At 69.3% G+C, this 26,784-nt stretch carries 27 protein-coding genes; 13 read left to right on the top strand and 14 right to left on the bottom strand.

Annotated elements, in window-relative coordinates:
* Positions 1-581: TetR/AcrR family transcriptional regulator (locus A5673_RS20380; RefSeq protein ID WP_082958854.1), on the top strand; the 581-nt coding region annotated here is incomplete at its 5' end.
* Here the strand turns inward: A5673_RS20380 and A5673_RS20375 are convergent.
* Both A5673_RS20375 and A5673_RS20370 read right to left on the bottom strand, forming a co-directional pair.
* Positions 505-981 carry a DUF417 family protein gene (locus A5673_RS20375; protein WP_231971151.1) on the bottom strand — a complete coding sequence of 159 codons (477 nt, stop codon included), beginning with the start codon at positions 979-981 and terminating at the stop codon, positions 505-507. The two genes, A5673_RS20380 and A5673_RS20375, sit on opposite strands and share 77 nt — an antisense overlap.
* Positions 982-1,027: 46 nt before the next feature.
* Positions 1,028-1,723 carry a peroxiredoxin-like family protein gene (locus A5673_RS20370; RefSeq protein ID WP_068236465.1) on the bottom strand — a complete coding sequence of 232 codons (696 nt, stop codon included), beginning with the start codon at positions 1,721-1,723 and terminating at the stop codon, positions 1,028-1,030.
* Positions 1,724-1,888: 165 nt separating this feature from the next.
* On the opposite strand from A5673_RS20370, the gene A5673_RS20365 reads away from it, so the two are divergent.
* Complete coding sequence (locus tag A5673_RS20365) at positions 1,889-2,506, top strand: TetR/AcrR family transcriptional regulator (RefSeq protein ID WP_068236462.1); 618 nt, start codon at positions 1,889-1,891, stop codon at positions 2,504-2,506.
* Positions 2,507-2,519: 13 nt separating this feature from the next.
* Here the strand turns inward: A5673_RS20365 and A5673_RS20360 are convergent, their stop codons facing one another.
* Positions 2,520-2,993 (bottom strand): SRPBCC family protein, encoded by a 474-nt coding sequence (locus A5673_RS20360; protein WP_068236523.1) that lies wholly within the window; start codon positions 2,991-2,993, stop codon positions 2,520-2,522.
* 104 nt (positions 2,994-3,097) lie between these two features.
* On the opposite strand from A5673_RS20360, the gene A5673_RS20355 reads away from it, so the two are divergent.
* The 5 genes from A5673_RS20355 to A5673_RS20335 all read left to right on the top strand — a co-directional run bounded on the left by A5673_RS20355 (position 3,098) and on the right by A5673_RS20335 (position 9,031).
* Positions 3,098-3,919, top strand: a complete 822-nt coding sequence (locus tag A5673_RS20355; RefSeq protein WP_068236459.1) for a mycofactocin-coupled SDR family oxidoreductase — start codon at positions 3,098-3,100, stop codon at positions 3,917-3,919.
* A gap of 113 nt (positions 3,920-4,032) precedes the next feature.
* On the top strand, positions 4,033-4,245 hold the full coding sequence (locus A5673_RS20350) for a heavy-metal-associated domain-containing protein (RefSeq protein ID WP_068236456.1): 213 nt from the start codon (positions 4,033-4,035) through the stop codon (positions 4,243-4,245).
* Positions 4,242-6,497, top strand: coding sequence for a cation-translocating P-type ATPase (locus A5673_RS20345; RefSeq protein ID WP_255396652.1), 2,256 nt, complete (start codon positions 4,242-4,244; stop codon positions 6,495-6,497). Before A5673_RS20350 ends, A5673_RS20345 begins: the two co-directional genes overlap by 4 nt.
* 82 nt (positions 6,498-6,579) lie before the next feature.
* Complete coding sequence (locus A5673_RS20340) at positions 6,580-7,971, top strand: alpha/beta hydrolase family protein (RefSeq protein ID WP_068236452.1); 1,392 nt, start codon at positions 6,580-6,582, stop codon at positions 7,969-7,971.
* Between the two features lie 247 nt (positions 7,972-8,218).
* On the top strand, positions 8,219-9,031 hold the full coding sequence (locus A5673_RS20335; protein WP_068236517.1) for a polysaccharide deacetylase family protein: 813 nt from the start codon (positions 8,219-8,221) through the stop codon (positions 9,029-9,031).
* Here A5673_RS20335 and A5673_RS20330 read toward each other — a convergent pair.
* Positions 9,018-10,199 (bottom strand): SRPBCC family protein, encoded by a 1,182-nt coding sequence (locus A5673_RS20330; RefSeq protein WP_068236449.1) that lies wholly within the window; start codon positions 10,197-10,199, stop codon positions 9,018-9,020. The two genes, A5673_RS20335 and A5673_RS20330, sit on opposite strands and share 14 nt — an antisense overlap.
* A gap of 61 nt (positions 10,200-10,260) precedes the next feature.
* On the opposite strand from A5673_RS20330, the gene A5673_RS20325 reads away from it, so the two are divergent.
* Complete coding sequence (locus A5673_RS20325; protein WP_231971150.1) at positions 10,261-11,049, top strand: PaaX family transcriptional regulator C-terminal domain-containing protein; 789 nt, start codon at positions 10,261-10,263, stop codon at positions 11,047-11,049.
* A gap of 11 nt (positions 11,050-11,060) precedes the next feature.
* Here A5673_RS20325 and A5673_RS20320 read toward each other — a convergent pair whose 3' ends face one another.
* A complete protein-coding gene (locus A5673_RS20320; RefSeq protein ID WP_068236447.1) occupies positions 11,061-11,321 on the bottom strand; it encodes a ribosomal protein L7/L12 in 261 nt (86 codons plus the stop codon).
* A 36-nt stretch (positions 11,322-11,357) separates the two neighbouring features.
* Positions 11,358-12,749, bottom strand: coding sequence for an FAD-binding oxidoreductase (locus tag A5673_RS20315; RefSeq protein WP_068236444.1), 1,392 nt, complete (start codon positions 12,747-12,749; stop codon positions 11,358-11,360).
* Between the two features lie 156 nt (positions 12,750-12,905).
* Between A5673_RS20315 and A5673_RS30470 the strand changes: the two genes are divergently transcribed.
* Complete coding sequence (locus tag A5673_RS30470; RefSeq protein ID WP_068236441.1) at positions 12,906-15,806, top strand: helix-turn-helix transcriptional regulator; 2,901 nt, start codon at positions 12,906-12,908, stop codon at positions 15,804-15,806.
* A 6-nt stretch (positions 15,807-15,812) separates the two neighbouring features.
* On the opposite strand, the gene A5673_RS20305 is transcribed toward A5673_RS30470, so the two are convergent.
* Both A5673_RS20305 and A5673_RS20300 read right to left on the bottom strand, forming a co-directional pair.
* Positions 15,813-16,082 carry a DUF4242 domain-containing protein gene (locus A5673_RS20305; protein WP_068236438.1) on the bottom strand — a complete coding sequence of 90 codons (270 nt, stop codon included), beginning with the start codon at positions 16,080-16,082 and terminating at the stop codon, positions 15,813-15,815.
* A 76-nt stretch (positions 16,083-16,158) separates the two neighbouring features.
* Positions 16,159-16,617 (bottom strand): MarR family winged helix-turn-helix transcriptional regulator, encoded by a 459-nt coding sequence (locus A5673_RS20300; RefSeq protein ID WP_068236435.1) that lies wholly within the window; start codon positions 16,615-16,617, stop codon positions 16,159-16,161.
* A gap of 75 nt (positions 16,618-16,692) precedes the next feature.
* Here A5673_RS20300 and A5673_RS20295 point away from each other — a divergent pair, with 75 nt between their 5' ends.
* Positions 16,693-17,625 (top strand): PHB depolymerase family esterase, encoded by a 933-nt coding sequence (locus tag A5673_RS20295; RefSeq protein ID WP_068236432.1) that lies wholly within the window; start codon positions 16,693-16,695, stop codon positions 17,623-17,625.
* An 80-nt stretch (positions 17,626-17,705) separates the two neighbouring features.
* On the opposite strand, the gene A5673_RS20290 is transcribed toward A5673_RS20295, so the two are convergent.
* Positions 17,706-18,314 (bottom strand): TetR/AcrR family transcriptional regulator, encoded by a 609-nt coding sequence (locus A5673_RS20290; protein WP_068236428.1) that lies wholly within the window; start codon positions 18,312-18,314, stop codon positions 17,706-17,708.
* A 65-nt stretch (positions 18,315-18,379) separates the two neighbouring features.
* Here A5673_RS20290 and A5673_RS20285 point away from each other — a divergent pair, with 65 nt between their 5' ends.
* The 3 genes from A5673_RS20285 to fadD1 all read left to right on the top strand — a co-directional run bounded on the left by A5673_RS20285 (position 18,380) and on the right by fadD1 (position 21,948).
* A complete protein-coding gene (locus A5673_RS20285; protein WP_068236425.1) occupies positions 18,380-19,210 on the top strand; it encodes an alpha/beta fold hydrolase in 831 nt (276 codons plus the stop codon).
* 36 nt (positions 19,211-19,246) lie between these two features.
* Positions 19,247-20,008 carry an SDR family NAD(P)-dependent oxidoreductase gene (locus tag A5673_RS20280; protein ID WP_068236422.1) on the top strand — a complete coding sequence of 254 codons (762 nt, stop codon included), beginning with the start codon at positions 19,247-19,249 and terminating at the stop codon, positions 20,006-20,008.
* Positions 20,009-20,307: 299 nt separating this feature from the next.
* Positions 20,308-21,948 (top strand): fatty-acid--CoA ligase FadD1, encoded by a 1,641-nt coding sequence (gene fadD1 / locus A5673_RS20275; protein WP_068236419.1) that lies wholly within the window; start codon positions 20,308-20,310, stop codon positions 21,946-21,948.
* Here the strand turns inward: fadD1 and A5673_RS20270 are convergent.
* Genes A5673_RS20270 through A5673_RS20250 form a run of 5 tightly spaced genes read right to left on the bottom strand, consistent with a single transcriptional unit; the run spans position 21,887 to position 26,782 of the window.
* Positions 21,887-22,540 (bottom strand): PadR family transcriptional regulator, encoded by a 654-nt coding sequence (locus A5673_RS20270; RefSeq protein WP_068236416.1) that lies wholly within the window; start codon positions 22,538-22,540, stop codon positions 21,887-21,889. The genes fadD1 and A5673_RS20270 overlap by 62 nt on opposite strands.
* On the bottom strand, positions 22,537-22,959 hold the full coding sequence (locus A5673_RS20265; protein ID WP_068236413.1) for a Zn-ribbon domain-containing OB-fold protein: 423 nt from the start codon (positions 22,957-22,959) through the stop codon (positions 22,537-22,539). The genes A5673_RS20270 and A5673_RS20265 overlap by 4 nt, the downstream gene beginning before the upstream one ends.
* On the bottom strand, positions 22,956-24,122 hold the full coding sequence (locus A5673_RS20260) for a thiolase family protein (protein ID WP_068236410.1): 1,167 nt from the start codon (positions 24,120-24,122) through the stop codon (positions 22,956-22,958). Before A5673_RS20260 ends, A5673_RS20265 begins: the two co-directional genes overlap by 4 nt.
* On the bottom strand, positions 24,112-24,441 hold the full coding sequence (locus tag A5673_RS20255; RefSeq protein ID WP_068236407.1) for a hypothetical protein: 330 nt from the start codon (positions 24,439-24,441) through the stop codon (positions 24,112-24,114). Before A5673_RS20255 ends, A5673_RS20260 begins: the two co-directional genes overlap by 11 nt.
* A gap of 1 nt (position 24,442) precedes the next feature.
* Positions 24,443-26,782: a CoA transferase gene (locus tag A5673_RS20250; RefSeq protein ID WP_068236404.1), complete on the bottom strand. Its 2,340-nt coding sequence runs from the start codon at positions 26,780-26,782 to the stop codon at positions 24,443-24,445.
* Positions 26,783-26,784: the final 2 nt, after the last annotated feature.

Raw genomic sequence — 26,784 nt, 5'->3', positions numbered from 1 at the left:
GCCGGCGCATCATCGTCGCCACCATGCGCTGCGTGGCCGAGGTGGGCTACTCCAAGGCGACGATTCGCGAGATCGCCAAGGCCGCCGACATGACGAGCGGCAGCCTTTATCACTACTTTCCGGACAAGTCCGCCTTGTTCGCGGCGACCGTGCGGGAAATCGACGAGATCACATCCACCCGGCTGCGGGCCGCGGCGGCGCACTCCGAGGGCGTCGTCGCTCGCCTGGTGGCGGTGCTGGACGAGATGCACCGGTTGCTACGCGATTACCCGCACCTGGCCGCGTTCCAAGGCGCGATGCGCGGGCATGCCGGGCCAAAAGCGTTGCGCGACGGCATCGATGGCATAGTCAGCGACGCCCGAGCGCAGGGAGCACTCCCCCGCCGCACCGACCCCGGCGCCGCGGTCGACGCGATCTATGCGCTGGCCCGCGGCCTGATGGACCGCGCGGCCCACCTGACACCCGATGCCTACGCGGCCACGCTGGATTCGGCCCAGGAACTGATCAGGGGAACGCTTTTCGCGCCCCGAGCGAATCCCCCAGCGTCCACACCGAAACGCCGATCAAGACCAGGTCCTTGAGCAGGAATTGGCCCGGCATGCCCGACAACACGGGCAGGCCGGCGGCGTGCATCGAGACCACACCCGGCGTGGTGAACAAGAAGCTCAGCGTTCCCAGGAAGAGCACCACCGCCAGCGCGCTGCCGACCGCCGATGCGCTGGGCCATACCGGACGCAGCGCAATGAGAAGCGCCGCAACGATTTCCATGGTTCCCAGCCCGCGCGCCACCTCGGTGACGCTCAGCACGTGGTAGATCCAGCTCATCAGGGGGCTGTGCTCGATGAGCACCCGGGACTCCATCTTCACGTACTTGCCGAACCCGATCCAGGCGAGTACGACCACCAGGCCGTAGCGGCTGATGAGCTCGCCAAATCGGGTCAGCAACGGCGCCAGCCGGTTTCGGTCCTCATCGATCGTCAAAGAGTTTTCTCTCACGAACCTGGCACGAATCGCGACCGCCCTGAGTTCAGCCGAGGTTGTCCAGCGCGTCGACGATGTCGGAAACCTCGGTACGGGTCGCGTAGTTCGGGTGGACATCGATCCAACGGATGATCCCGGTGCCGTCAACGATGGCCACCGTCGGCATCGGTAGCCCGTCGGTCCCGTCGGCGTTGGACTTGGACACCTCGAGTCCGAGGCCGCGCTGGGCGGCGCGAACATTCTCCTCCGGGGCGGTGAGCACGCCCAATCCGACCGCGACCTGATTACCCGGGTCGGAAAGGACGGTGAAGGTCAGGCCGTTTTTCTCCTGCATCGACAGCGAGCCGTCGGGCTTTTGCGCGCTGATCGCCACCAGCGCGATGCCCCGTTGGGCTAGTAGCGGGACGAGGTTCTCCTGGTAGGCGCGCAGCGCCAGGTTGCAGTACGGGCACCACGCACCGCGGTAAAGCACCACCACGGCGCTGCGTCCCCCGATGGCGGCGGCAAGTGTCGTCGGGCGGCCGTGCACATCGAGCAGCCGCCCGTCTGGCATGACGGCGCCCGGCGCGGCGACGCCGGCCGGTACCCCGGCGGCCTGCAGCCGCGCCTGCTCGGCGCCGAACGCTTCAACGACCTGGGTCGGCAGCTGGCCCGCCATCCCTTGCTGCAGCTGGGCGGCCCGGTGGGCGATGGTCGCAGTGTCGGTGCCGGCGGTGCCGGCGGAGTCAGAAGTGATGGCCATGGTTGTTTACCCCTCGCACGCGTGCCGGCTTGGCACACAACAGCTTCCGGCATCGATAAGTTGACGAACGCTTTGAGGCTTCCGAACGCAGAATGGAGTGTCAACTCCAAAACGGGGCATTGGGGGTAGATTTTGGAGTGGTTACTCCACGAGTGAGGAGGGCAGATGACGCCTGTCGCTTACGACAAGCTGACGGCAAAGGGCCGGGCAACCCGCGAGCGTATCGTCACCGCGGCCTCGGAGTTGATGCTGGAGCGCGGAGTCGCGCGTACGACCATCGAAGACATCCAGGAAGCCGCGGCGATCAGCACCTCGCAGATGTACCACTACTTTGCCGACAAAAACGACCTTGTGGCCGCCGTTATCGACTTTCAGACCGAGAACGTGCTCGGCGTGCAGCATCTCGGCCTCGACCGGATCGAAAACATCGATGACTTGTGCCGGTGGCGTGACATCCTGGTCGACCTGGTGCGACGCCTCGGCTGCGTAGGTGGTTGCCCGCTGGGATCGATGGCCAACGAACTCGCTGAGACCGACCCGGTGGCACGTGCCCGGCTCGCCCGGTCATTTGCCCAGTGGGAGAACTTGATTCGCGACGGCCTGGTTGCCATCGCGGCGCGCGGAGAGCTTCCGGATGGAACCGACACCGACCGCATCGCCCTGGCGATGCTGGCAGGGGTACAGGGCGGATTGCTGCTCAGCCAGCTCCGCCGAGATACCGCGCCCTTAGAGGCTGCGGTCGACACCTTGATCGAGCACCTCAGGCATCTTGGCGTGCGGTGATGTGTTCGACTCACTACCGCCCCGCGTAGCGATCGCGCAGCTTGGTCAGCGTCGCCTCGATGCCCGCCGCATTGCCCTTCCGGAAACCCATCCGCTCGTAGTACTTCAGCCCGTTCTTGACCGCACCGGCCTGGCTGTAGTCGAACGTCTCGGTGACGCGCGTGCGGGTCGGGGAGAGCGACTCGAACTCCCACCGCCAGCGGTGCCCCACCGGATGGCGCCATTCGACCAACTCGTTCGGTTTGAGCGCGGTCACGGTGCTGGTGATGCGGTAGGGCACGCCGTACATCTTCATGTGCGTCGAAAACTTCGAGCCGACAACCAGTTCCGCCGGAACTTTGATGTTGTCGCCGACCGTGCCCGACCCATCCAGTTCGTGGTGGCGGCGGGGGTCGGCGGCCATCGCGTACAGCTCCGCGGCCGGCGCGTCCACTTCGACCGACCGGCTCACCTGCCGGGGACCCGGGTCGACAACGTTGACGGTCATGACGGTCTCCTTCCGGGCGGCCGGTAGCGCCGGGTCGACGTTACGCTTCGCCGAGTTGACTTTGACAACCTTTAGGACAACGACGTTGCGCATGGAGGGGTTCGGTGAGCCAGTCGATTTCGGGAAAGGTGGCGCTGATTACCGGCGCCGCGCGGGGACAGGGACGGTCGCACGCGGTACGGCTCAGCGCCGAGGGCGCCGACATCATCGCGGTCGATATCGCGGGCCCGCTGCCGCCCAGCGTTCCCTACGATTCGCCGACGCCCGACGATCTGGCCGAGACCGCGCGGCTGGTCAGCGCCAACGGCCGAAGGGTCATCGCGTCGGCGGTGGACATCCGTGACCTCGACGCGCTGACGGCCGCCGTTGACGCGGCCGTCGCGGAGCTGGGGCGCCTGGACATCATCGTCGCCAACGCGGGCATCTGCAGTCCCGCGCCGTGGGACCAGATCACCGCGCAAGCGTTCCGCGACACCATCGACACGAACGTCATCGGCACCTGGAACACCGTGATGGCCGGAGCCCAGCACGTCATCGACGGCGGCCGCGGCGGCTCCATCATCCTCATCGGGTCCGCCGCCGGCATCAACATGCAGTCGTTCATGGTCCACTACACGGCCAGCAAACATGCCGTGATCGGGATGGCGCGCGCGTTCGCCGCCGAACTCGGCCGGTACAACATCCGCGTCAACAGCCTGAATCCTGGCGCGGTCGCGACCCCGATGGGTACCGGCCGCATGCGCGACGCCCTCCGAGCGGCCGCCGACTCCTACCCACACCTGAGGGGCCTGCACAAACCGCTGTTGCCCGACGGGAGTGCCCAGCCCGAAGACATCTCCGATGCGGTCGCGTGGCTGGCATCGGACCAATCCAGGCTGGTGACCGCCAGCCAGGTCTCCGTCGACAGCGGCGTCGGCTACGTCTGATCGACCGGGCAGAATGGTGCCGCCTGCGTTCCACCCGCCATCCGGGAATATCCAAGGAATAAAAACGTTTCGCAGGGGTATACCCCCAGGAGGTATGAGCGGAAAGGAGCGGCATGACGACGAGTGAGTACCGGGTGACGGGAATGACCTGCGAGCACTGCGAAGCCGCCGTCCGGGCGGAGGTCGGCCAGATCCCGGGCGTCGAAAACGTGGAGGTGAGCGCGCGCACGGGCAGGCTCGTGGTGGCCAGTTCCGTTCCCATCGAGACGAACGCAGTACTGGGCGCCGTCGACGAAGCCGGTTACGAGGCGGTCGTGGTCGCGTGACGGCCGGCCCGCCGACCGCAGTGACCAGCGTGGAGCTAAAAATCGCGGGGATGACCTGCGCCTCGTGCGCGATGCGCATCGAGAAGAAACTGAACAAGCTCGACGGGGTCGACGCGCAGGTGAATTACGCCACCGAAACGGCCGCCATCACGGTCCCGGCGGGCTACGACCCGCGGGGGCTGGTCGCCGAGGTCGAGAAGGCCGGCTACACCGCGGCCCTGCCGCGCCGCGAACCCACGGCCGAGGCGCCGGAGGCCCCCGAGCTCGCGGCCCTGCGGACCCGGCTCATTGCCGCGATCGTGCTCGCCGTCCCGGTGATCGCGATGGCGATGATCCCGGCGCTGCAATTCCGCTACTGGCAATGGGTTTCGCTGGCCCTGGCCACGCCGGTCATCGCGTGGGCGGGCCGCCCGTTCCACGCCGCGGCGTGGGCGAATCTGAAACACGGCGCCGCGACCATGGACACGCTGGTCTCGGTCGGGACGCTGTCGGCGTTCCTCTGGTCGCTGTATGCCCTGTTCTTCGGAACGGCCGGCCGGGCGGGCCTGCGCCACGGCTTCGAACTGACCGCCACGCGCGGCGACGGCGCGGGCAACATCTACTTCGAGGTAGCCGCGGGCGTGACCCTGTTCGTGCTGGCCGGCCGCTACTTCGAGAAGCGCTCGAAGCGGCGCGCGGGCGCGGCGCTGCGCGCCCTGCTTCAGCTCGGCGCCAAGGACGTCGCTGTGCTGCGGGACGGCGCCGAGACGCGCGTCCCCGTCGATCAACTGCAGATCGGCGACGAGTTCGTGGTGCGCCCGGGCGAAAAGATCGCCACCGACGGAACCGTCGTCTCGGGATCCTCGGCGGTGGACGCCTCGATGCTCACGGGTGAGTCCGTGCCCGTCGAGGTGGGTCAGGGCGATCCCGTCACCGGCGCCACCGTGAATGCCGGCGGCCGACTGGTCGTGCGCGCCACCCGCGTCGGCGACGACACCCAGCTGGCGCAGATGGCCAGGCTGGTGGAGGCCGCGCAGTCGGGCAGGGCCCGGGTGCAACGGCTCGCCGACCGTATCGCCGGCGTGTTTGTTCCCGTCGTCGTCGTGATCGCCGCGGCCACGCTGGCGATATGGCTCGCGGCCGGCGCCCCCCTCACCGCGGCGCTGACGGCCGCGGTTGCCGTGCTGATCATCGCGTGCCCGTGCGCGCTCGGGCTGGCGACGCCGACGGCGTTGTTGGTCGGCAGCGGCCGGGCGGCCCAGCTCGGCGTGCTCATCAAGGGACCTGAGGTACTGGAGTCGACACGCGAGGTCGACACGGTCGTCCTCGACAAGACCGGCACGGTCACCACCGGCAAGATGACCCTCGTCGACGTGATCGCCGGCCCGCACGCCGACCGCCAGACGCTGCTGCGCTATGCCGGCTCCGTGGAGGACGCCTCCGAGCATCCCGTCGCGCAGGCGATCGCCCGGGCCGCCGCGGCGGAACTGGGCGCCCTGCCCCCCGCCCGGGATTTCGCCAACGTCGGAGGCGAAGGCGTGCACGGGGTGGTCGACGGGCGCGCCGTCACCGTCGGGCGGGAGAGCCTGCTGGCCGCGCGGGGCCAGCGCCTCGACACGGAATTGTCGGCGGCCCGCGCCCGCGCCGAGCGCGACGGGAAGACCGCCGTCGCCGTGGGGTGGGACGGTCGCGCGCGGGGGCTTCTGGTGGTGGCCGACACCGTCAAACCCACCAGCGCCGAGGCAATCCGGCAGCTCGAAGGCCTTGGGTTGACGCCGGTGCTGGTGACCGGTGACAACGAGACCGTCGCCCGGCGCATCGCCGACGAGGTCGGCGTCGCGCGGGTCATCGCCGGGGTGCTGCCGGCCGACAAGGTCGTTGCGGTCAAGCGCTTGCAGGCCGAGGGCCGGGTCGTCGCCATGGTCGGCGACGGCGTCAACGACGCGGCGGCTCTGGCGTCGGCCGACCTGGGGCTCGCGATGGGGACGGGCACCGACGTGGCGATCGAAGCCGCCGACTTGACCTTGATGCGCGGCGATCTGCGCGCCGCGGTGGACGCGATCAGGCTCTCCCGGCGGACGCTGCGCACGATCAAGACGAACCTGTTCTGGGCCTTCGGCTACAACGTCGCGGCCATCCCGCTGGCCGCGTTCGGCCTGCTCAACCCGATGCTCGCGGGCGCCGCCATGGCGCTTTCCAGCGCGTTCGTCGTCGGCAACAGCCTGCGGCTGCGCTCCTTCGCAAGCACGATGCGCGACGAACCTGTGGGATAGTTAGTCGGGCCCGCCGCGCTCGGAAAGCCACGGCCGGCGGGTCATTCGCAGAAACGATCGGATTGAGCGAAGGTCACGACCGTTGCCCCATTTCGTCGAACAGTGGTCCCTGCTGCACGGCTGGCTGCCGGTGGCGGTGCAGGCCCTGGCGCTGCTTGCGGTCCTCGGCGCGATCGGGTGGCGCAGGCGGCGGTGGCGCGGCTGGCCGCTCCTGGTGGCGCTGGGGACCGCGGCAGCGGTCACGGCGCTGTCGTATTGGTACATCACGTCGATCGGGGTGGCCGGGGATCCGGCCCCGGTGTCGCTGTGGCTGTGGATAGCGCTGAGCGGGCTCGCGGCGGCGGTGCTGCTGCTGGGCTGGCCGGGCGCCCGCTGGTGGCGGCGCGGCGTGGCGGTGGTTTCGGTCCCGCTGTGCGCGGTGAGCGCGGCTCTGGCCTTGAACGGCTGGGTCGGCTATTTCCCGACCGTGTCGGCCGCGTGGGATCAGCTGACGTCGCGGCCCCTGCCCGATCAGATCGACCGGCTGCGGGTCACCGCAATGCAGCTCGAGGGGACCAAGCCGGCCAAGGGCGTCGTGGTACCCGTGACGATCAGCGCCGACGCGTCGCACTTCCCGCACCGCCAGGAGCTGGTGTATCTGCCCCCGGCGTGGTTCAACAGCAACCCGCCGCCCCGGCTGCCGACGGTCATGATGATCAGCTCCGCGTTCAACACCCCCGCCGACTGGCTGCGCCCCGGGGGCGCCTTCACCGCGATCGACGGCTTCGCGGCGGCCCATCACGGGTTCGCCCCGGTGCTGGTGTTCGTCGATCCGACCGGTTCGTTCGACAACGACACCGAGTGCGTCAACGGCAGCCGCGGTAACGCCGCCGATCACCTGACCAAGGACGTCGTGCCCTTCGTGGTGTCGAACTTCGGCGTCAGCGCCGACCGGGCCAACTGGGGCGTCGCCGGATGGTCGATGGGCGGCACCTGCGCCGTCGACCTGGCCGTCATGCATCCCGAGTTGTTCAGCGCCTTCGTCGACATCGCCGGCGACCGCGGCCCGAGCATCGGGACGAAGGACCAAACCGTCGCCCGGCTGTTCGGCGGCAACGCCGACGCCTGGGCGGCTTTCGACCCGGCAACCGTCATCGCCCGCCACGGTCCCTACTCCAGGCTCTCGGGCTGGTTCGACGTGCCCGCGGCGTCCGGCCCGCGCACCGTCGCCCAGGAAGCCGATCCCGACCTCGCCGTTCCCAGCGCCGACCCGGCCGCCAACCCGGAGGGCCAGGATGCGGCGGCCAACTCGCTGTGCGCGGTCGCGACGACCCACGGGATCGCCTGCGCGGTGGTCACCCAGCCCGGCCGCCACGACTGGCCGTTCGCGGCCCAGGCGTTCGCCGCCGCACTGCCGTGGCTGGCGGGGACCCTGGGCACCCCGGGCGTCGAGCCCGTCCCGTTGCCGCAGCGCGGCGGCGGGGCGCCGCATTGACCACAGCTACGCAAGATCGTTACCTTTTCGAGGCTGAATTCACAGCTGACCCTCCTGTAACGAACCGGACATGTTCGAACGCCCGCTGGTACCGTTCGCTGCTGTGGCGGCGGAGTTTGGCAGCGAACGCGCCCGGGGCACCGGGTCGCGCGTGCCGGCATCGCACCGCAAAAGACCTGCACGCAACCGCGCCTTCGCCAGCACCGCCTTCCGCGGCGCTTCGGATCGGGGCCTCGCCGCGCCGGAGCTGAACCGGCGCCGTTTCCTCGGGGCGCTGGCCGCGGCCACCGTCGCGGGCGTGGGGGCGGCTCGCTTGGTGGTCGACCCGCAACCCCGGACTTTCGCCCAGGCGCCGCCGGGGAACATGGCGGCAACCTCGGGTCCGACCGCGCCGGCGGCGCTGCTACCGCCCCCGCCGCTCAGCGCGCGCATCCCGTTGCCCGGTGGCGGCGCGCTGACCAAGATCCCCGGCGAGGGCGACCTGCTGGCGCTGACGGTCGACGACGGTGTCAACAGTCAGGTGGTGCGCGCCTACACGCAGTTCGCCAGGGACACCGGTGTCCGGCTGACGTTTTTCGTCAACGGGATCTACAACTCGTGGACCGAGAACGCGGAAATGCTTCGGCCGCTGGTCGACTCCGGGCAAATCCAGCTGGCCAACCACACCTGGTCGCACCCGGACTTGACCACACTGCCGAAAGACAAGATCGCCCAGCAGATCGGCCGCAACGACGAATTCCTGAAAAAGACCTACGGCGTTGGCGCGAAACCCTACTGGCGGCCGCCGTATGCGAAGCGCAACCCGGCCGTCGACGCGGTGGCCGCCGACCTCGGCTACACCGTCCCGACCCTATGGTCGGGTTCGCTGTCGGACTCCACGCTGATCCACGAGGACTACATCGTGAAGATGGCCGACCAGTACTTCACCCCGCAGTCCATCGTCATCGGCCACCTCAATCACCTGCCGGTCACGCACGTCTACCCGGAACTCGTCGACATCATCCGCGACCGAAACCTGCGCACCGTCACCCTCAACGACATCTTTCTCAAAACGCCGTAGCGGTCGCCATCCGCGCCAGGCGCTCGTCGAGGACGGCGTGGAAGTGCCCGGCCGCGCTCTCGTGCCGGCCGAACTCCACGAATTCGTTTGCCCCCGCGTGTAATCCGCGCTGCACGCCCGCCGACATCTGGTTGTCCTCCGCGAGGCCCCGCTCGATGAAGCTGCCCGTGCCCACCAGTTTCGCGGCAGGGTCGACGGACGCTCGCTCGGCAACTTCGGGTTTCACCATCGAGTAGGTGCTGACCGTGGTGTGGCACGCGTCCACCGGGTCGATCGCCACCACGGAGACCACGCCGGGGAAGGTCGCCACCATGACGTTGGGGAACAACTGGTAGACGTAGGTGACCCGCGCGTCGACGTTCCAGCGCGATTCCGGACGGTCGCGGAGCCGTTCGATATTGCGGTACGGGAAGGTGAGTCGGCTGTTCGGCCCGAATATTTCGACGACGTTGAGGTCGTCGTATTGCACCGGGTAGAAGGTGTCTCGATGCGTTGAGCGGAGGTGATAGCCCTCCAGGAACTGTTCGACGAGCACCTTCCAGTTCATCGCGCGCACAGTCGAATCCACGTACACCATGCGCTCGGCCGGCAGCAGCTTGTCCCGCCAGGGGTTCCCGTCGGTCAGCGCGGCCATCGCCTCGCCGGTGTCGATGCCGGACGAGTCGAGCGGATCGATCACGATCAATCCGTCCACCTCGCGGCTGTGAACCTCGACCAGGCCCCGGCCCGCCGCGTCCAGGCCGGGGAACGCCTCGGGGTGCGGGACATGCGCGAGCGAGCCGTCCAGGCGATACGTCCAGCCGTGGTAGCGGCACACCAACGCGTGCGAGCAGCCGGGTTCTTCGACCAGGGCGAAACCCCGATGCCGGCAGGCGTTGCGGAACACCCGCGCCCGTTGATCGTGCCCGCGCACCGCGAAGAGCGGCACGCCGAATACGACTCGCTCGACGTGGTCCCCCGGTGCCGGGATCGCCGCCGAGGGGACGAAGACGCTCGGCATCGCCCGAAGCAGCCGGATTTCCTCTTCGAATCGGCTTGCGCTCACATAGTTTTCGACCGGCTCACGCCAGGCCGCACCCTCGTCGGTGGTACCGGCGTCGATGTGGGCGAGGACGCGCCGGACGATTTCCACGTCGTCGGCGAGCACCGACTTCGTCGGCAAGCTCATGCGGGTCAGTATCACACTATGGTTGCCACGTGTCAACGATTCGGTGATACCGTTGCGATCCGTGAGCGCCCTCGTCGACAGCCGGCCGCTCAGCGCGCGCTCGGTGCTGGCGTCGGCCTTGCTCGGATCCGACCGGGGGCGCCTGACGGTGGCCGAACTGGTCGCGGTGGCCTCGCTGTTCGGCATCAGCGCCGGTGCGGCCCGCACGTGCCTGTGGCGGATGGTCTCCAACGGCGAACTGAGCGCCGACGGGGGCAGCTACGCGCTCGCGGGGCGATTGGCCGAACGCCGCCAGCGCGTCGACGAGGCGTCCCGGATCGACGACATCGCCGCGCACCGATGGGACGGGACGTGGGAATTGGCGATCGTCGCGCTGGAGCGCCGATCCGCGACCGATCGCCTCGAGCTGAGGAAGGCCGCGACGGCCCTACACCTCGCAGAGCTTCGCGAAGGCGTGTGGCTCCGCCCAGACAACCTTGACCCGCAACGGCTTCCGTCGTTCCGGGCGGTGGTCGACCGGCAGTGCACACACTTTCACGGGGCCGCCACGGACATCGACTCCGGCAAAGTGCGATCGCTTTTTTCCCTGGACGAGTGGGCGAAGGACGCACGGTTGCTCATCGCCGCCATGGACGCCGCGCTCGGCAACGGCAGGCGCGCCGATTCGACCGAAAGCTTCACCTACCAGTTCGCCCTCTCGATCGCCGTGGTCCGCCATCTGCAGCTCGACCCGCTGCTGCCCGTCGAGCTCACCGGCGACCGTTGGCCGGGCCACTCGTTGCGCAACGGCTACCGACGTTTCGATCGCGCCTTCAAGCGACGAATGAACGCCGCGTTCCGACGGCCGTAGCGTCGATCGCTTTACAGCGAATCGACAACCTCTTTCGCCTCCCGCAGCCCGGCGCCGGTCAGCTCCCGGAACAGCTTGATCGCGGCGATGGCGTTGCCGGAGCGGGCCAGCGCAACGACTTCCGACGGCACACCGCCCTCGAACGCGCCCGAGGGCGTCGCGCCGACGTCGCTACCGAACGTCGGGCACGGGACCCCGAGCCGATCGGAGAGCAGGCGCACCTGATGTTCGAGCAGTGCGATCCGCCGGTAAAGGTGGGCGTCTTCTATCACGCAACGATTATGCGCGAAACCGGGCCCGCGGACCGCCTATGCGGCGCCGGGGGCTCCCGCCGGCAGGATGTTCTGGTTGACGTGGAACACGTTGCCCGGGTCGTATTGGGCCTTGATCTCGCTGAGGCGTTGGTAATTCGGGCCGTACGTGGCGCGGACCCGGTCTTGCCCTTCGTCCATCATGAAGTTGACGTAGGCACCGCCGGCCGAGTGCGGGTGGATGGCGTTCCAGTAGTCCGCCGTCCAGCGCTTCAACACCGCCGCGTTGGCCGGGTCCGGATCGACCCCCGCGATGACCTGTGAGAAAGTCACGTCCCGGTAGGCCCAGGCGGTGTCGGTCTGACCGACACGATGGACCGCCCCGTCGATCGGGTAGAGGTGCATCGTGGAGTGCATCGTCGGCAGTTCCTCGTTGAAGCGGGCATGGGCCTGTACCGCGGCGTCGGGCACGGAGCGGATGAAGTCGCCGCGCCAATACCATTGCAGGCCTTTGGGGTACAGCGCATCGAAGGTGGACTGCAACGCGGGATACGGGGCCGCGACGAGACCCTCGAAGGCCGGCTGCATCTGCCGGACCGGCGCGAACGCCTCCTCGGCCCGGGCGGGATCGCCGCTGTAGCACCAGACCACGGCGCACGCCTTCTGCAGGTGAAACGTCTCGGGGAACGGCGGTGCCGGCGGGACGGTCATGCTCGCGAAGAAACCGTAGAGGTCCTCGTCCTGCGCGGGCAGGAAGTCCCGGTACCACCTCAGGATGTCGGCGGTGGCCGACGCCGGCCAGGCCGTCGGGCCGCAGATCACCGTGTGCACCGGATGCAGCCGGAACGTGAAGGACGTGACGACACCGAAATTTCCGCCACCCCCGCGCAGCGCCCAGAACAGGTCGGGGTGCTCCGATTCGGACGCGGTCACCACGCGCCCGTCGGCCAGGACGACCTCGGCCTGAAGCAGGTTGTCGATGGTCAGCCCGTACTTGCGGGTCAGGTAGCCGTGGCCGCCGCCCAGGGTCAGCCCGCCGACGCCGGTGCTCGAGATGATGCCGGACGGCGTCGCCAGGCCATGCGCGTGTGTCGCGCCGTCCACGTGTGCCCACGTGGCCCCGCCCTGCACACGCACGATGCGCCGGTCGGCGTCGACATCGACGCCGTTCATCGGCGACAGGTCGATGACGAGGCCGCCGTCCACGCAGCCGAATCCCGGACCGTTGTGGCCGCCGCCCCGGACGGCGACGTCGAGGCGCGACCTGCGGGCGAAGTCGAGAGCGCCGGCGACGTTGGTGGCCGACGCGCAGCGCACTATCATCGCCGGCCGCTTGTCGATCATGCCGTTGTGCAGCGCCCGCGCCTCGTCGTAGCCGGGGTCGTCAGGGAAGATGACCTCCGCTCCGAATCGGTCGCGCAGTTCGTCGGTTGCGGTGGTCAGGCTCATGGCCGCGTCTCCTTGTTTGCTCGCGGGTCGTGATGCCGCAACGCTACGAGGGCGCAGGGCCGCGCGTCATGACCACAACAGAGCATTTCCGAGGCATTCCACGATAGTCACATCTGACTATCGACCGACGGACACGGCCGCGGTTACGTTGTTTGCATGGCGCAGTGGGTGCCGCCACCGCTTCCGGCAGAACTGGTGGCACGCCGTCGCGGCCCGCTGGTGGGTCGCGGCGCGGAACTTGCGGCGTTCGAGCGGGCCTGGGAGCGCGTCGAGGGCGGCGACCGCCAGGCGGTGTTCATCGGCGGCGAACCCGGGGCCGGTAAGACGCGCCTGGCCGCCGAGGTGGCCGGAACGCTGGCCGATCACAACGTCGCGGTGCTGGTCGGCCGCTCGACGGCCGACGAGGACGTCCCGTACGCACCGTTCGCCGAGGCGTTGGATCGCCTGCTGATGGCCGTCCCGCCCGGTTCGATGGCGGACCTGCTCGCCGACGCCGGACCGCAGTTGCGGCGAATGTCAACCCAGGTGGACCGGCATCTGCCCGCTGCGGAGCCGGCGCTGGAGGTGGGGTCCCCCCGGCAGGCGCTGTTCGACGCGATGACCGGCTTCCTGCGCCGCCTGGCCGTCGACCGCCCGATTGCATTGATCCTCGACGACCTGCATTGGGCTCAGCTGCCCACCCTGGCGATGCTCGAACGCGTCCTGATCGGCTGCGCCGACGTCCGGTTGCTGGTGGTGTCCACGTTCCGCACCACCGAACCCGACCGCTCCGACGAGCTGACGACCCGGCTGGCCGAACTACACCGCTTCGACGGTGTCCGGCGCCTGGACCTCGCCGGACTGGACACCGAGGCGATCGCCGAGTTCGTCAGCCGAACCCAGCAGCTGGCTCCCTCCTCGGCGCGCACGGCGGCCGCGTTGCTGCGCGACAAGACCGGCGGCAACCCGTTTTTCCTGACCGAGTTGGTCAACGATCTGGAGGGCCGGGGCGGGCTGGCCGCCTTGAGCGCGCAGCTGACCGTCCCGGCTTCGATCGGGGACGCAATTGCCCGCCGCCTCAGCGGACTCGGCGCGGGCGTCCGCGGGGTGATCGAGCAGGCGGCGGTGTTGGGCGAAACGTTTGATCTGCCGGCGCTCATCGCCGCCGGCGATGCCGATCTTTCCGCGACGCTGGCGGCGGTCGATTCGGCGGAGGGCGTCGGGCTGATCCGGCCGGTCCGCGACTCCGACGGCGAGTTCTCGTTCGTGCACGCGCTGACCCGCGAATCGGTGGTCGGCGGGATGGCGGCGTCGCGGCTGCGGATCATGCACGCGCGGGCCGCCGAGGCGCTCGAGGGCCGCGCGGACCCCTCGGTCGTCCCGCGGCTGGCGAACCATTACCTGCGGGCGCACGTCCTGGGCTACCACGAGCAGGCGTTGCGGTACGCGCACCAGGCGGCCCGAATGGCCGAACAGAGCATGGCCTACGAGGACGCGGCGCGATGGTTCGAGCGGGCGGCGTCGCTGCCCGAGCTGAGCCGGGCGGATCGGGCGCGGCTGGACCTCGACGCGGCCGCAAATCACGTGCGCGCCGGTGATTTCGCCCGCTCGCGGGCGATCTACGAGCGGCTCAGCGCGATGGACGACCCCCTGATCCGCCTGGGGGCGGCCGTCGGATACGAGGAAGCGAATTGGCGTCGCGGGCAGTCGGACTCGACGGCGGCCGACCTGCTGGCGGCGGCGTTGGAATCCAGCGGTTTGACCACCGACGACCTCCGCTACATCCAGGCGCTCGGCAGCTTCGGGAGGGCGCTGGCCTTCGCGGGCGAGGCGGTGCGTGCGCGCGAGGTCGGCAGCAACGCCATCGAGCGCGCGCGGGCCGCCAAGGATCCGGCGGTGTTGATGCACACCCTGAAGGCCAGCCTGTGGCACGGCCTCACCCCCGAACTGTGCGAGATCCAGGCGCAGCGCTCGGCCGAGGTGTCCCGCATGGCCTTGGAGCGCCGTAACTACGAGGTGCTGGGGGCGTCCTCACACTTTCGCGCCATGGTCAGCTACCTGGCCGGCAGCCCGGACGACCTGGCCGCGTCGACCGCGGACATGCGGCGAGCGGGCGAAGCCATCGGACAACCGGTCTTCGGCTTCGTCGGCGCGTGTGTCGAGCAGGCGCTCGCGTATCTGCGGGGCGACTTCACCGGGGCCCAGCGGTGGGCCGACATCGCTCTGCGCACCGGTGATTTGTTCGACGCGGACGACACCAAGGGCTCGAACGGGGTCCAGATGTTCATGATCCAGCGCGAGACTGGCGACCTGAAGAAATTCGCCGAGTTCATCGATGGCAGCGAGACTTTCGCCGGCCGCTGGGTGCCCGGATTGCTCGCGTTGTACACCGAGCTCGGCTGCGAAGCGGGCATGACCCGCGCCCTGGGTCACCTGGTCAACCGCAAGCTCGGCGACCGCACCAACGAGGCGCAGTGGCCGATGGAGCTGGTGTTCATGGTCGAGGCGGCGTTGGAGCTGGGTAACCGCGAAGCGCTGCACGCGCTGCGCCCCTACGTTTCCCGTTATGCCGGCAAGAACCTGGTCGCCGGCCAGTTCGTCGCCCTGTTCGGCAGCGCCGACCGGTATCTCGCCCGGATGGCGGCCCTCGACGGCGACAACGCAGCGGCCGAGCGGCATTTCGGCGCGGCCCTCGAGATGGACCGCCGGATGGGTTCGGTGGTTCACATCAGCGAGACGCTGGCCCGCAAGGCGTTGTTCGCGGCGGCGCGCGGGGACACCGAGGAGGCCCGCCGCCTGGCCGACGAGGCGCGCGTCCTCGCCACCCAGATCGGCCAGAACCGGGTCGTCGAGTTGGTGGATTCGCTCCTGACCGTGGGTCCGGACGGCCTGACCGACCGCGAGGTCGAAGTGCTGCGGCTGCTCGCCGAGGGGTTGAGCAATCGGGCGATCGGCGAGCGCCTCTACATCAGCACCAACACCGCCGCCAACCATGTGCGCAACATCCTGATCAAAACCGGCGCCGCGAACCGCACCCAGGCGGCGATGTATGCCGCCGACCACGAGCTGCTCGGGTGAGCGGCCTCAAATATCGGACAACGCCCCGTCGGGCATCACGCGGTCGCGCACCTCGACAATGACGTCGGCGGGGAGGCCGGCCCGCGCGGCCGCGGTTCGGATGGCTTCGGGCGACGGCGCCTCGTACAGGCAATACGTCTTCCGCTTGTCCGCCGACAGGAACGAGTACATCCAGCGAACGCCCTCGTGGTCGTTGATCCGGTTGATGCCGTCGGCGACCTCGAAGTTGGGTTCCAATTCCTCGGCGAAGTTGCGCTCGACCATGAAGATGGGCACGACGGACTCCTGTCATTGTCTTGGGTCGAACCTACGCCCCGCGTGACGCTCAACACCAGCAAATTTTCCGCCGGTATCAGTCGCCCGCGCCGTCCGCCTCGCCGGACAACAACATCTGCAGGGTCTCCCGCAATTCCCCCAACCGCTGGGGCCCGAGCACCTCTGCCCAACGTTTCTCCAAAGCGACTGCGTTGGAACGCATCACGCGCAACGCCTGCCGCCCGCGCGGCGTCAGCTCGATGATGCGGGCCCGGGCGTCGCCGGGATCGGTCACCCGCGTGACATACCCGTTCCGCTCCAGGCTGGCTATCCCCTGAGCGACGGCCTGGCGACTCACCTTGAGCCGGTCGGCGAGATCGGATGCGTGCAGGCCGCCGGCCGCCAGCGGCACCAGCGCGACGGCTTGAGCCGGGCGGATCCCGTCGAGCCCGGCCGCGGCGAAGGCCGCTCTCAACCGGGGCGCCCCCGAGGCGGCCACCAAATTCACCAGCGCCGGGACGGTGGGCTGCCACTCGGCATCGGCAACACGTCGCATGCAGATCAGTGTGCCACTCTGGCCACATTTGACAATATGCTTGTCAAATTCCGGTGTCGATGCCACGATGGCTTCATGCGATCGCTACGGGCTCGGGTGTTCAGCGTTGGTCTCGTCTCGGTCTTGGCCGTCGTGCTCGGCGGGTGTGTCGGCGGGGGGCACGCGCTGGGATCGCCCGGCTCGCAATCGATTCCGATCGGGCAGTCCACCCAGACCATCGACTCGGGCGGGCTCGGCAGGACGTTCCACCTGTACCGGCCGCAGGGATTGCCCGATGCGGCGCCGCTGGTGGTGATGCTGCACGGCGGCTTCGGCAACGGTGCGCAGGCCGAGCGGTCCTACAACTGGGACGCCGAGGCCGATCACGGGCACTTCCTCGTCGCCTACCCCGACGGCCTCAATCGCGCCTGGAACGCCGGAACCTGTTGCGGGCAACCGCAGCACGACAACGTCGACGACGTCGGATTCGTCACCGCGATGGTGGCCGCCATCGCGCGGGAGATCCCGGTCGATCGCGCGCGGGTCTACGCCACCGGGATGTCGAACGGCGCCATGATGGCGCTGCGGCTCGGCTGCCAGACCGACACCTTCGCCGCGATCGCCCCGGTGGCCGGCACCCTGCTCACCGACTGCTCCCAGGCCCGACCGACGTCGGTGCTGCAGATCCACGGCACCGCCGACGAGCGGGTCCCCTACAACGGCGGGCCCGGAAAAGCCTTCGCCATCAACGGTAATCCGCGCGTCGACGGTCCCTCGGTGGAGTCGGTCAACGCCACCTGGCGCTCCATCGACGCCTGCGGACCACCGACCTCGACCACTGCCGGCAGCGTGACGACGCAGACGGCGGGGTGCCCCGACGGGCGCACGGTGGAGCTGATCTCGGTGGCGGGCGCCGGCCATCAATGGCCGGGCGGCCAACCCAGCCCGCTCGCCGAGCTCGCGGGGATCCCCGAGCCGTCCACGGCGCTCAACGCCACCGACACCATCTGGCAGTTCTTCGCCCGCTAGGCTTCGGCGGCTCGAGCGTCGGGTCGGTTGTGCGATCGTCGCTGTTTTTTACGCAACAACTCGGCGCTCGGCGGCAAGGATCAGCCGTCGCTCAGCATCGCGTCGATGAGCCGGTGCAGCACCTCCCCGGTCTCCCGGCGGGCGCGCTTCGGATCCTCGGCGGTGGCGATGACCATGGCCGCCTCGTCGAGCGCGCCGATCAGGATGTGCGCCAACGGCCGCATCGGTTGACGGGCCAGCTGGCCGGCCTTGACGGCCTCGGTGAGCAGTTGTTCGGTCATGCCCAGGCTGTAGCGCTGGGCGACGTCGCGGAAGGCGGGCCAGCCGAGCACGCTGGGCGCGTCGAGCAGGATCAGCTGGCGCACCTCCGGGTCACCGGAGACGTCGAGCCAGGCGTCGACGGCGGCGCGGATCGCGTCCGCGGGCGTCGCCGCCCCCGACTCGGCGACCAGCACCGCCATCCGGGCCATCACGTCCTGCTCGACGGCCTCGACCACCTCGCCGAAAAGCGCTGCCTTGTCGGCGAACTGGTGATACATCGCGCCGCGGGTGACGCCCGCGGTGGCAGCGATCTCGGGCGTGCCGACGTCCGCGTACCCGCGCCGGCCCCACAGCTTGCGGGCAGCCGAGATCAGCGCGTCGCGGGTCGCCGCGGAGCGCTCCTCTTGAGTCCGTCTCTTGATTTCCATACAGCCTGTTGGTAACTTACGAACAGACAGCCTGTTTGTAAGTGTATCGAAGGTGGGAGCTAGCTATGTCGACGATCGACATTAATGCCGGAACCATTCATTACGAAGCAACCGGACCCGAGGACGGCAGGCCCGTCGTCTTCGTGCACGGCTACATGATGGGCGGCCAACTCTGGCGCCAGGTCGGCGAACGCCTCGCGCGGCTCGGCCTGCGGTGCATCGCCCCCACCTGGCCGCTGGGCGCGCACCCCCAGCCCCTGCGCCCCGGTGCGGATCGCACCATCACCGGGGTGGCCGGCATCGTCGCCGACACCCTTGCCGCCCTTGACCTGGAGGACGTGGTGCTGGTCGGCAACGACACCGGCGGGGTCGTCACGCAACTCGTCGCGGTGCGCCGTCCCGAGCGGCTCGGCGCGCTGGTGCTCACGAGTTGCGATGCGTTCGAACACTTTCCGCCGCCGATCCTCAAGCCGGTGATCCTGGCGGCCAAGTCCAAGACGATGTTCAAGGCGGTGGCCCAGGCCATGCGCGCGCCGGCTGCGCGCAAGCGCGCGTTCGACGGCCTGGCGCACCGCAACATCGACCACCTCACCGAGGCGTGGGTGCGCCCGGGGCTGTCCGATCCGGCCATCGCCGAAGACCTGCGCCAATTCACCCTGTCGCTGCGCACCGAGGTGACCACCGGCGTGGCCGCTCGGCTGCCCGAAATCGAGATACCCACGCTCGTCGCCTGGTCCGCCGACGACGTCTTCTTCGAGCTCGGCGACGGCGAACGCCTGGCCGCCACCATTCCCAACGCCCGCCTCGAGGTCATCGAGGGGGCGCGCACGTTCTCGATGGTCGACCAGCCGCAGCGGCTCGCCGATCTGCTGTCGTCGATTGCGGTGCGCACCTAGCTCGGGACCGCGCTTGGCGGGCGCTACGCTCGCGGCATGCAAAACGTGCTGCAGGGCAGGCGGATCCTGGTGACCGGCGGAGCGACCGGCATTGGCGCGGCCGCCATCGGGGTCCTCACCGACGCGGGGGCCGACGTCGTCGGCACCTATCATCAGACCCCGCCGCCCGATGGGCTGGCCAACACCTGGCTGCAGTGCGACGCGCGGGACGCCGACGCCGTATCCGCGACGGTCCAGCAGGCGGCGGAACACCTCGGCGGGCTCGACGTCCTGGTGAACGCGGCGGGGCTCTGGCAGGCCGGCATCCCGGGCTACATCGGCGCCGACGACATCTCGTTCCTGCTGGACACCAACGTGAAGGCGACCATCCTGACCAATCAGGCCGCCTACGCGGTGATGAAGGGCCAAGATCCCAAGGGCGGCAGGATCATCAACTTCGGATCGTCCGAAGCCGTGCAGGGCAGCGCCATCTCGGCGGTCTACGCGGCGACGAAGGGCGCGGTGCAGGCCTGGACGCGGTCGGCCGCGAAAGCCTGGGGCGCCGACAATGTCACCGTCAACGCGTTGGCGCCCGCGGTGCAGACACCGGGCTCGGACCGCTTCCGGGATTTCCTCGGCCCGGACGCGAGCGCCCTCATCGACCAGCAGATGCAGCTGATGATTCCGATCGGCGGCAAACTCGGAGAGCCCGCGCGCGACGTCGGGCCGATGCTGGTGTTCTTGGCCGGCCCCGGTTCGGGCTTCATTACCGGTCAGCTGCTCGCCGTCGACGGCGGCCTGATGATGGTCGGCGGGTAGGCACTCCGCCACGTCGGACCGATCGGGATCGCGAGGCTTCATGACGAAGTTCGCGGGCTCGATTCCGTAACAAGACCAGCGACCTGTGTAGCTCAAACAGCACGGGTCAATGATCACCCTTGGCTGCGAACGAAGCGGTGATACACGCGGTCCCGGCTGGGAAACCCTCGGCAAAATGGGCATGAAAACTGCCACAACACAAGGCGGTGTCCCGCCGGCGGTCCGCCGGAACCGCGCGCGGAGCCGCCCGCTACGATAAGACGGACCGTCTCGTCTCGTAGTGGAGGTGGACCGATCCGATGGCTGACGACACGATTCAGGCGCTGCTGCGCAAGCGTCTGTCCGACCCGGCCGTCGCCGTCAAACACGGCACCCTGCAATGGACTTGGCGTCAATACCTGGCGGAATCGGCCGCCCGCGCCGCGGCTTTCATCGCCGCCGCCGACAAGCAACGGCCGCTGCACGTCGGCGCCCTGCTGGGCAACACGCCCGAGATGCTGGCCCAGATGGCGGCGGCCGGGCTGGGCGGCTACGTGCTGTGCGGGCTGAACATCACGCGGCGCGGCGAGGCACTGGCCGCGGACGTCCGGCGCGCGCACTGCCAGTTCCTGGTGACCGACGCCGAACACCGGCCGCTGCTGGACGGTTTGGATCTGGGGGGAACGCAGATCCTCGACACTTCCACGCCGCAATGGGCGGAGTTCCTCGGCGGCGCGGGCGAGCTGGTGCCGCACCGCGAGGTCACAGCGATGGACGCGTTCATGATGATCTTCACCTCGGGAACGAGCGGAAATCCCAAGGCGGTCCAGGTATCCCACCTGATGGCGACGTTCGCCGGTATCAACTTGGTCCAGCGCTTCGCGCTGTCGCACCAGGACACCTGCTACGTGTCCATGCCGCTGTTTCACTCCAACGCCGTCGTGGCCGGATGGGCGCCCGCGGTGGTCTCCGGTGCCGCGATCGTGCCGGCAAAATTCTCGGCCAGCAACTTCCTCGACGACATCCGCCGGTACGGCGCCACCTATATGAACTACGTCGGCAAGCCGCTCGCCTACATCCTCGCCACCGCCGAGCGCGACGACGACGCCGACAACCCCCTGCGGGTGGCGTTCGGGAATGAGGCCAACGACAAGGACATTGAGGAGTTCGCGCGCCGGTTCGGGGTTCAGGTCGAGGACGGATTCGGCTCGACGGAGAACGCGGTCATCGTGATCCGCGAACCCGGCACGCCGAAGGGTTCGATCGGTCGGGGGGCCGACGGGGTCGCGGTGTACAACAGCGAAACCGTCACCGAATGCGCGGTCGCGCGCTTCGACGCCACCGGCGCGCTCGTCAATGCCGACGAGGCGGTCGGCGAGTTGGTCAACACGACGGGATCGGGGTTTTTCACCGGCTACTACAACGATCCCGAAGCCAACGCCGAACGGATGCGCCACGGCATGTACTGGTCCGGCGACCTCGCCTACCGGGACGCCGAGGGCTGGATCTACCTGGCCGGGCGCACCGCCGACTGGATGCGGGTCGACGGCGAGAACCTGGCGGCGGCGCCCATCGAGCGGATCCTGTTGCGGCACCCCGCCGTCAACCGCGTCGCGGTGTACGCCGTCCCCGACGAGCGGGTGGGCGACCAGGTGATGGCCGCACTGGTCCTCAACGACGGCGCCGAGCTCCAGCCCGAGGCGCTCGAAGCGTTCCTCGCCGCACAGCCGGATCTGTCGCCGAAGGCCTGGCCGCGCTACGTCCGCATCGCGGCCGACCTGCCCAGCACCGCCACCCATAAGGTGCTCAAGCGCCAGCTGATCGCGCAGGGAACGGCCGTGGGCGAGGGCGAAGTCCTGTGGAAGCGCGAGGCGCGCGGCACGGCCTATCGGGGCGCCGCTAGCCCGGCTCCCGGTGTGCCCGGCGGCGGATCTGCCCCTTCGCCCGTCGCACCCGTTTGACGGGATCTCGGCTTGTCCCGCTGGCGATTTCGTCGCGCAGCTGGGAGATGTTCGAGATCTCGGCGTACAGGCCACGGATGGCGTAGTCGAGCACCGCGAACGAGAAGCGTTGGTCCGGATCATCGATGATGCCGAGGTCGCGGGAGCGTTGCCGCGACCACAGGGCCTCGTCCAGGCGGGCCCGGGTCGTCTCGAGATGGCGGTCCAGCGTGTCGATCACGCGTTCCGGGTCCTCGCCGCGGGCGAGCCAGGCGCGCAGGATGACGGGGTGTTTGATCACCACCTGGTCCTGGCCCGGAAAATGCTGGACCCACCGACGCAGCGCGTCCAGGCCCGCGTCGGTGGTCTGGTACAGCGTGATCGCGCGCTTGCCCGATTGGGCCCCGATCTCGCTGACCATCCCTCGCGCCAGCAACCGATTCAGTTCGCGCCGAACGTGGCTCACCGACGGCGACCAATAGAAGTGGCCTACCGACAGTTCGGCGCGCATCTTGATCTCGCCGGCGGTGAGTTGTTCGTCGTTGGCCGCCAGCACGCCCAGCACCAGGTAGGCCGTCACCGGCAGGCCGTTGCTGGTGCGCGCCGGGCTCATGGCAGCCCGGTGAAATACGGCAGCGTCACCTCGGGGCCGACTTGATGGAATTGCACCTGCACCCGCAGGCCGATCGCCAGATCGGCGGGGGCCATGCCGACAATGTTGGTCAACATTTGGTAGCCCTCGTCCAGGGTGACGATCGCGGGCGCGTACGGCGGTGCGAACTCCGCGGTGACCGGGCGATGCACCACGGTCCAGCTGTATATCTCGCCGAGGCCGCCGCTGCGCTCCCACCGTAAATCGGCCGAAAGGCATTGGCGACAGTGCTCGCTCGGCGGGAAGTTCGCCGCACCGCAGGCCGCGCAGCGTTGGTAGCGCAACTCCCCGGCTCGGCAGCCCTGCCAGAACGGAAGGCTGAGGTGGCTGCTGGCATGCGGCACGGGGCCGCTCTGGGGTCGCAACGCGTCGGTGGTCATCGCGGTTCGTCTCCCAGGATCAGCACCGTGGTGAACAGCGCTCCCGCTCCGCCGTTGCTGCACAACGCAATATGCGCGTCGGGCACCTGCAGGTCGCCGGCCTGACCGCGCAGCTGCTGGACGGCGCGGATGGCCCGCTGCATCATCTGCGGGTTGGAACCCGCGTGGCTGAAGGACATGGTTCCTCCGTCGGTGGTCACCGGGTGGCTGCCGTCGATGGCGATGTGGCCGTCGGCGACGAACGGTCCGCCCTCGCCGTCGGCGCAGAAGCCGAAAGCCTCTAACTGGCGGATGATTTCGAAAGAGAACGGGTCGTAGAGCTCCAACACGTCGACGTCGTCGCGCCGCAGCCCGGCGTGGCGGAACGCGCGGTCGGCAGCTTGCCGGCCGACGACGCCGTTCACCAGATCGCCGCGCCGCCCGGCGAGGTCCCAGGCGGGCGGATGCTGATACGACGGTCCGTGAAAGTCCGCACCGCTGCCCAACACATAGATCGGCCGGCCGGTGACATCGACCGTGTCCAGGTTCGCGATCACCAACGCGCACCCGCCCTCGGAGGTGGTGGCGCAATCGAGGAGGTGAAAGGGGTCCGCGATGGGTCGCGACGCGGTGATGTCCTCCGGCGTGAACGGACCCCGTTGGTAGTAAATGGCTTCGGGGTTTTTCGACCCGTTGTTGCGAATGGTCGCCGCGGCGATCGACAGTTGTTCACGCGTCGTGCCGTAGACGTGCATGTGGCGCCGGGCAATGAGCGCGAACTCGGCGGTGGTGAACATCCCCCAGGGCGCGACGAATTCGTTCTCGGGCCGTGTCCATGGCGCCGTGGCCTCGTGGTCGCGGTATTCTCCCGCCTGCGCGGCGACCAGGACGACGACGTCGGCCATGCCATGCTCGATCGCGGTCACGGCCTCGGTGATCATCCCGACCCCGAAGGCGAGGCCCTGCCACGCCGGGCCGAGACGCAGGTCGTAGATCAACGACGTGGAATGCGGGCTCGCGCTGATGCCGTCGACGTCGTCGAGGGTCAAGCCGGCGTCGTCCAGGGCGCCCTGAACGGCCTTGAGCGCCAGGCCCCGTGAGGTTTCGCCATCCAGCCGGCGGCCCTGCCGGGTGTTGTGCACCCCGACGATCGCGGCGGTTCGCTTGGTGGGGCTAGTTCTCATCCGCGACAACTCCCAGGTAGGTGCCGACGACGTCGAATTCTCGCCCGTCGCGCGTGATGGTTCCGATCTTCGTGGCCCGCGCGCGCCGGGGCGGCGCGCCCGCCTCGACCACGTCGATGCGCACGTCGATGGGCCTGGCGGTTTGCGGGTCGGTGATCTCGACGAGCATGGCGACGGCGCGTTCGCTCGCGTCCCATTCGACACCGGTGATCCGGTGCCGGGCGGTCAGCTGCATCACCACGGAGTCCTGCCGCACCAGGAACCGGACCGGTGCGCACAGCTCGCCGGCCCGCGGCGGCACGCACAGCGTCACCGCCACCTCACAATCCCGCCGGCCGCGCGCTGCTGGCCCCCGCTGCGCGCAAGTCGAGCAGGTCCTGTTGGCTGCGCCCGAGAACGCCCGTCAGCACTTCGTCGGTGTGCTGCCCGTACAACGGCGGCACCCGCCGGATCCAGCGCCGGGGCCTCCCGACGAACGTGAAGGGCATTCCCGTGCACAGGAAGGAACCGGCGACCGGGTGGTCGACGGTTTCCCAGAAGCCGCGCGCGAGCAGCTGCGGGTCGCTCAGCAGGTCCGCCGGCGCGGTGACAGGCGCGGCCGCCAACCCGGCGCCGCGCAGCGCCGCCACCGCCTCGGCCACCGGGTGGCGTGCGGTCCAATCGGAGATCAGCTTGTCGACCTCGTCGGCGCGTTCCCGCCACGCGGCCTCGTGCGGGTCGAGCTCGGGTCGTTCGATGAGCCGCGCCAACGACGCCCGCGCGGCGTCGTCGGTCGCGGCCAGCGCGACCCATTCGTCCTCACCCGGACACGGATAGACGCCCTGGGGGGCCGCCCCGGGGCCCCGGTTTCCCTCGCGCCGCAGCTCGATTCCGTTGCGCGAGTACTCCACCAGCATCTCGGCGGCCACGTTCAGCGCCGCCTCCACCATGGTGGACTCGACGTGCAGCCCGGCCCCGTCCCGGTCGCGGATCGCCAGCGCGGCGATGGCGGCGAATGCGGCGTGCAGCCCCGCGATCGGGTCGCACACCCCGCGCGGAATCACCGGCGGGCCGTCGGCATGCCCGGTCGTCCACGCCATGCCGGTCGCCTGCTCCATCGTCTGCGCGAACCCGACCCGGTCGCGCCACGGGCCGTCCAGCCCGAACGCGGGCATCCGGACCATGATGGCGCGCGGATTGGCCGAAGCCACAGCGTCCCAGGTCAATCCGAAGTTCTCCATCACCCGCGGCGAGAAGTTCTCGATGACCAGGTCGCTTGCCGCCATCAGCTCCAACGCGATGGCGCGTCCGGACTCGGTGCTGAGCTCGAGGCTGACGCCGCGCTTGTTGTTGTTGCTGCACAAAAAAACCGGGCCCCACTCCCACCACTGGTCCCAATCGGGCGGGCGGCCGGCGGAGAACCTCATCCCGTCGGGCCGGCGGACACCCTCGAGCTTGATCACGTCGGCGCCCAGGGAGCCGAGCAACTGGGTGGCGACGGGTCCGGCCCAGAACGCGGTGAGGTCGGTGATTCGTATGTCGGACAACGGAAGCGCATCTGCGCCGGACTCGCCAGGGCGCTGCGGGCGGGGCAGCCAGTCAACGCGGCCGTTGTCGGCGCCGGGTCGCGGCGGGGCACCGGGTGGCCGGGTGATCATCGCCTCGCTGCGGTACGGCACGCGTGGCTGCAGCACCCCGACCTCCGATTCGACGAAGACGCCGCGCTGCACGAAGTGGTCGACGGTGCGCAACGACGCCGGCGTGGCGATGGGCGCCACCGGGATTCGGAACGCCACCGCGATGTCGATGATCTCCCGCGTGGTGCGGGACTGGGTCCATCCGGTGACCATGCTGAGGAACTCGTCGCGGCGCTCCACGCGCCCGGCGAACGAGGCCAGTTCGGCGTCGTCCACCAGGTCGGCGCGATCGATCATGATCAGGAAGTCCTGGAACTGCTGCGCGGTGATCGTGCAGAACCCGACCATGCCGTCGGCGGTGGGGACGATCGAAGGCAACTCCAGGCTGCGTTGGTACAGCAGGGAATCCGCGCCGAGCACGCTGGCCGACATCGTGGAGAGCCCACCCATGGCGATGACCATCGCCTCGTACGTCGAGACGTCGACGACCTCGCCCCGCCCGCTGCGGGCGGCGTGGCGGCCCGTCGCGGCGGCGACCGCCGCGGCGAAGGTGCCCGCCAGCCACTCGCCCAGCCGCCCGCCGGCCTGCACCGGCTCGTCACCCGGCCAGCCGCGGCTCGCGATCGAGCCGCACAACGCTTGCAGGATGAACTCGTTGGCGACGACCTGGTCCTCGACGTAGGGACCCGTCATGCCGAACGGCGTCACGGCCACGACGACGGCCGCGGCGCCGGTGTGCGCCGTGATGGCGTCGACGGTCCAGCCGTCGGTCAGGTCGGTGAGCACGAGGTCGGCGCCCGCCAGCAGCGCCGCGGTCTCGGCGTCGTCGTTCACCGACTTCTTGCCCGCGGCCAGGTAGCCGAATAGCGCCCCCGCGGGCCCGCCGGGGCGCGCCGACCAGATACGCACCGAATCGCCCTGCGGCGACTCGATTTTCACGACTTCGGCACCCGCGTCGACGAACATCTTGCCGCAGTACGACGCCGCGATGCCGTTGGACAGCTCCAGCACCCGCCAGTCGGCAAACGGTGCCCGGACGGCCACGC

This window comes from Mycobacterium sp. E3198 (assembly GCF_001667015.1).
Taxonomy (GTDB): domain Bacteria; phylum Actinomycetota; class Actinomycetes; order Mycobacteriales; family Mycobacteriaceae; genus Mycobacterium.
This window is presented reverse-complemented; position numbering and strand designations above follow the sequence as displayed.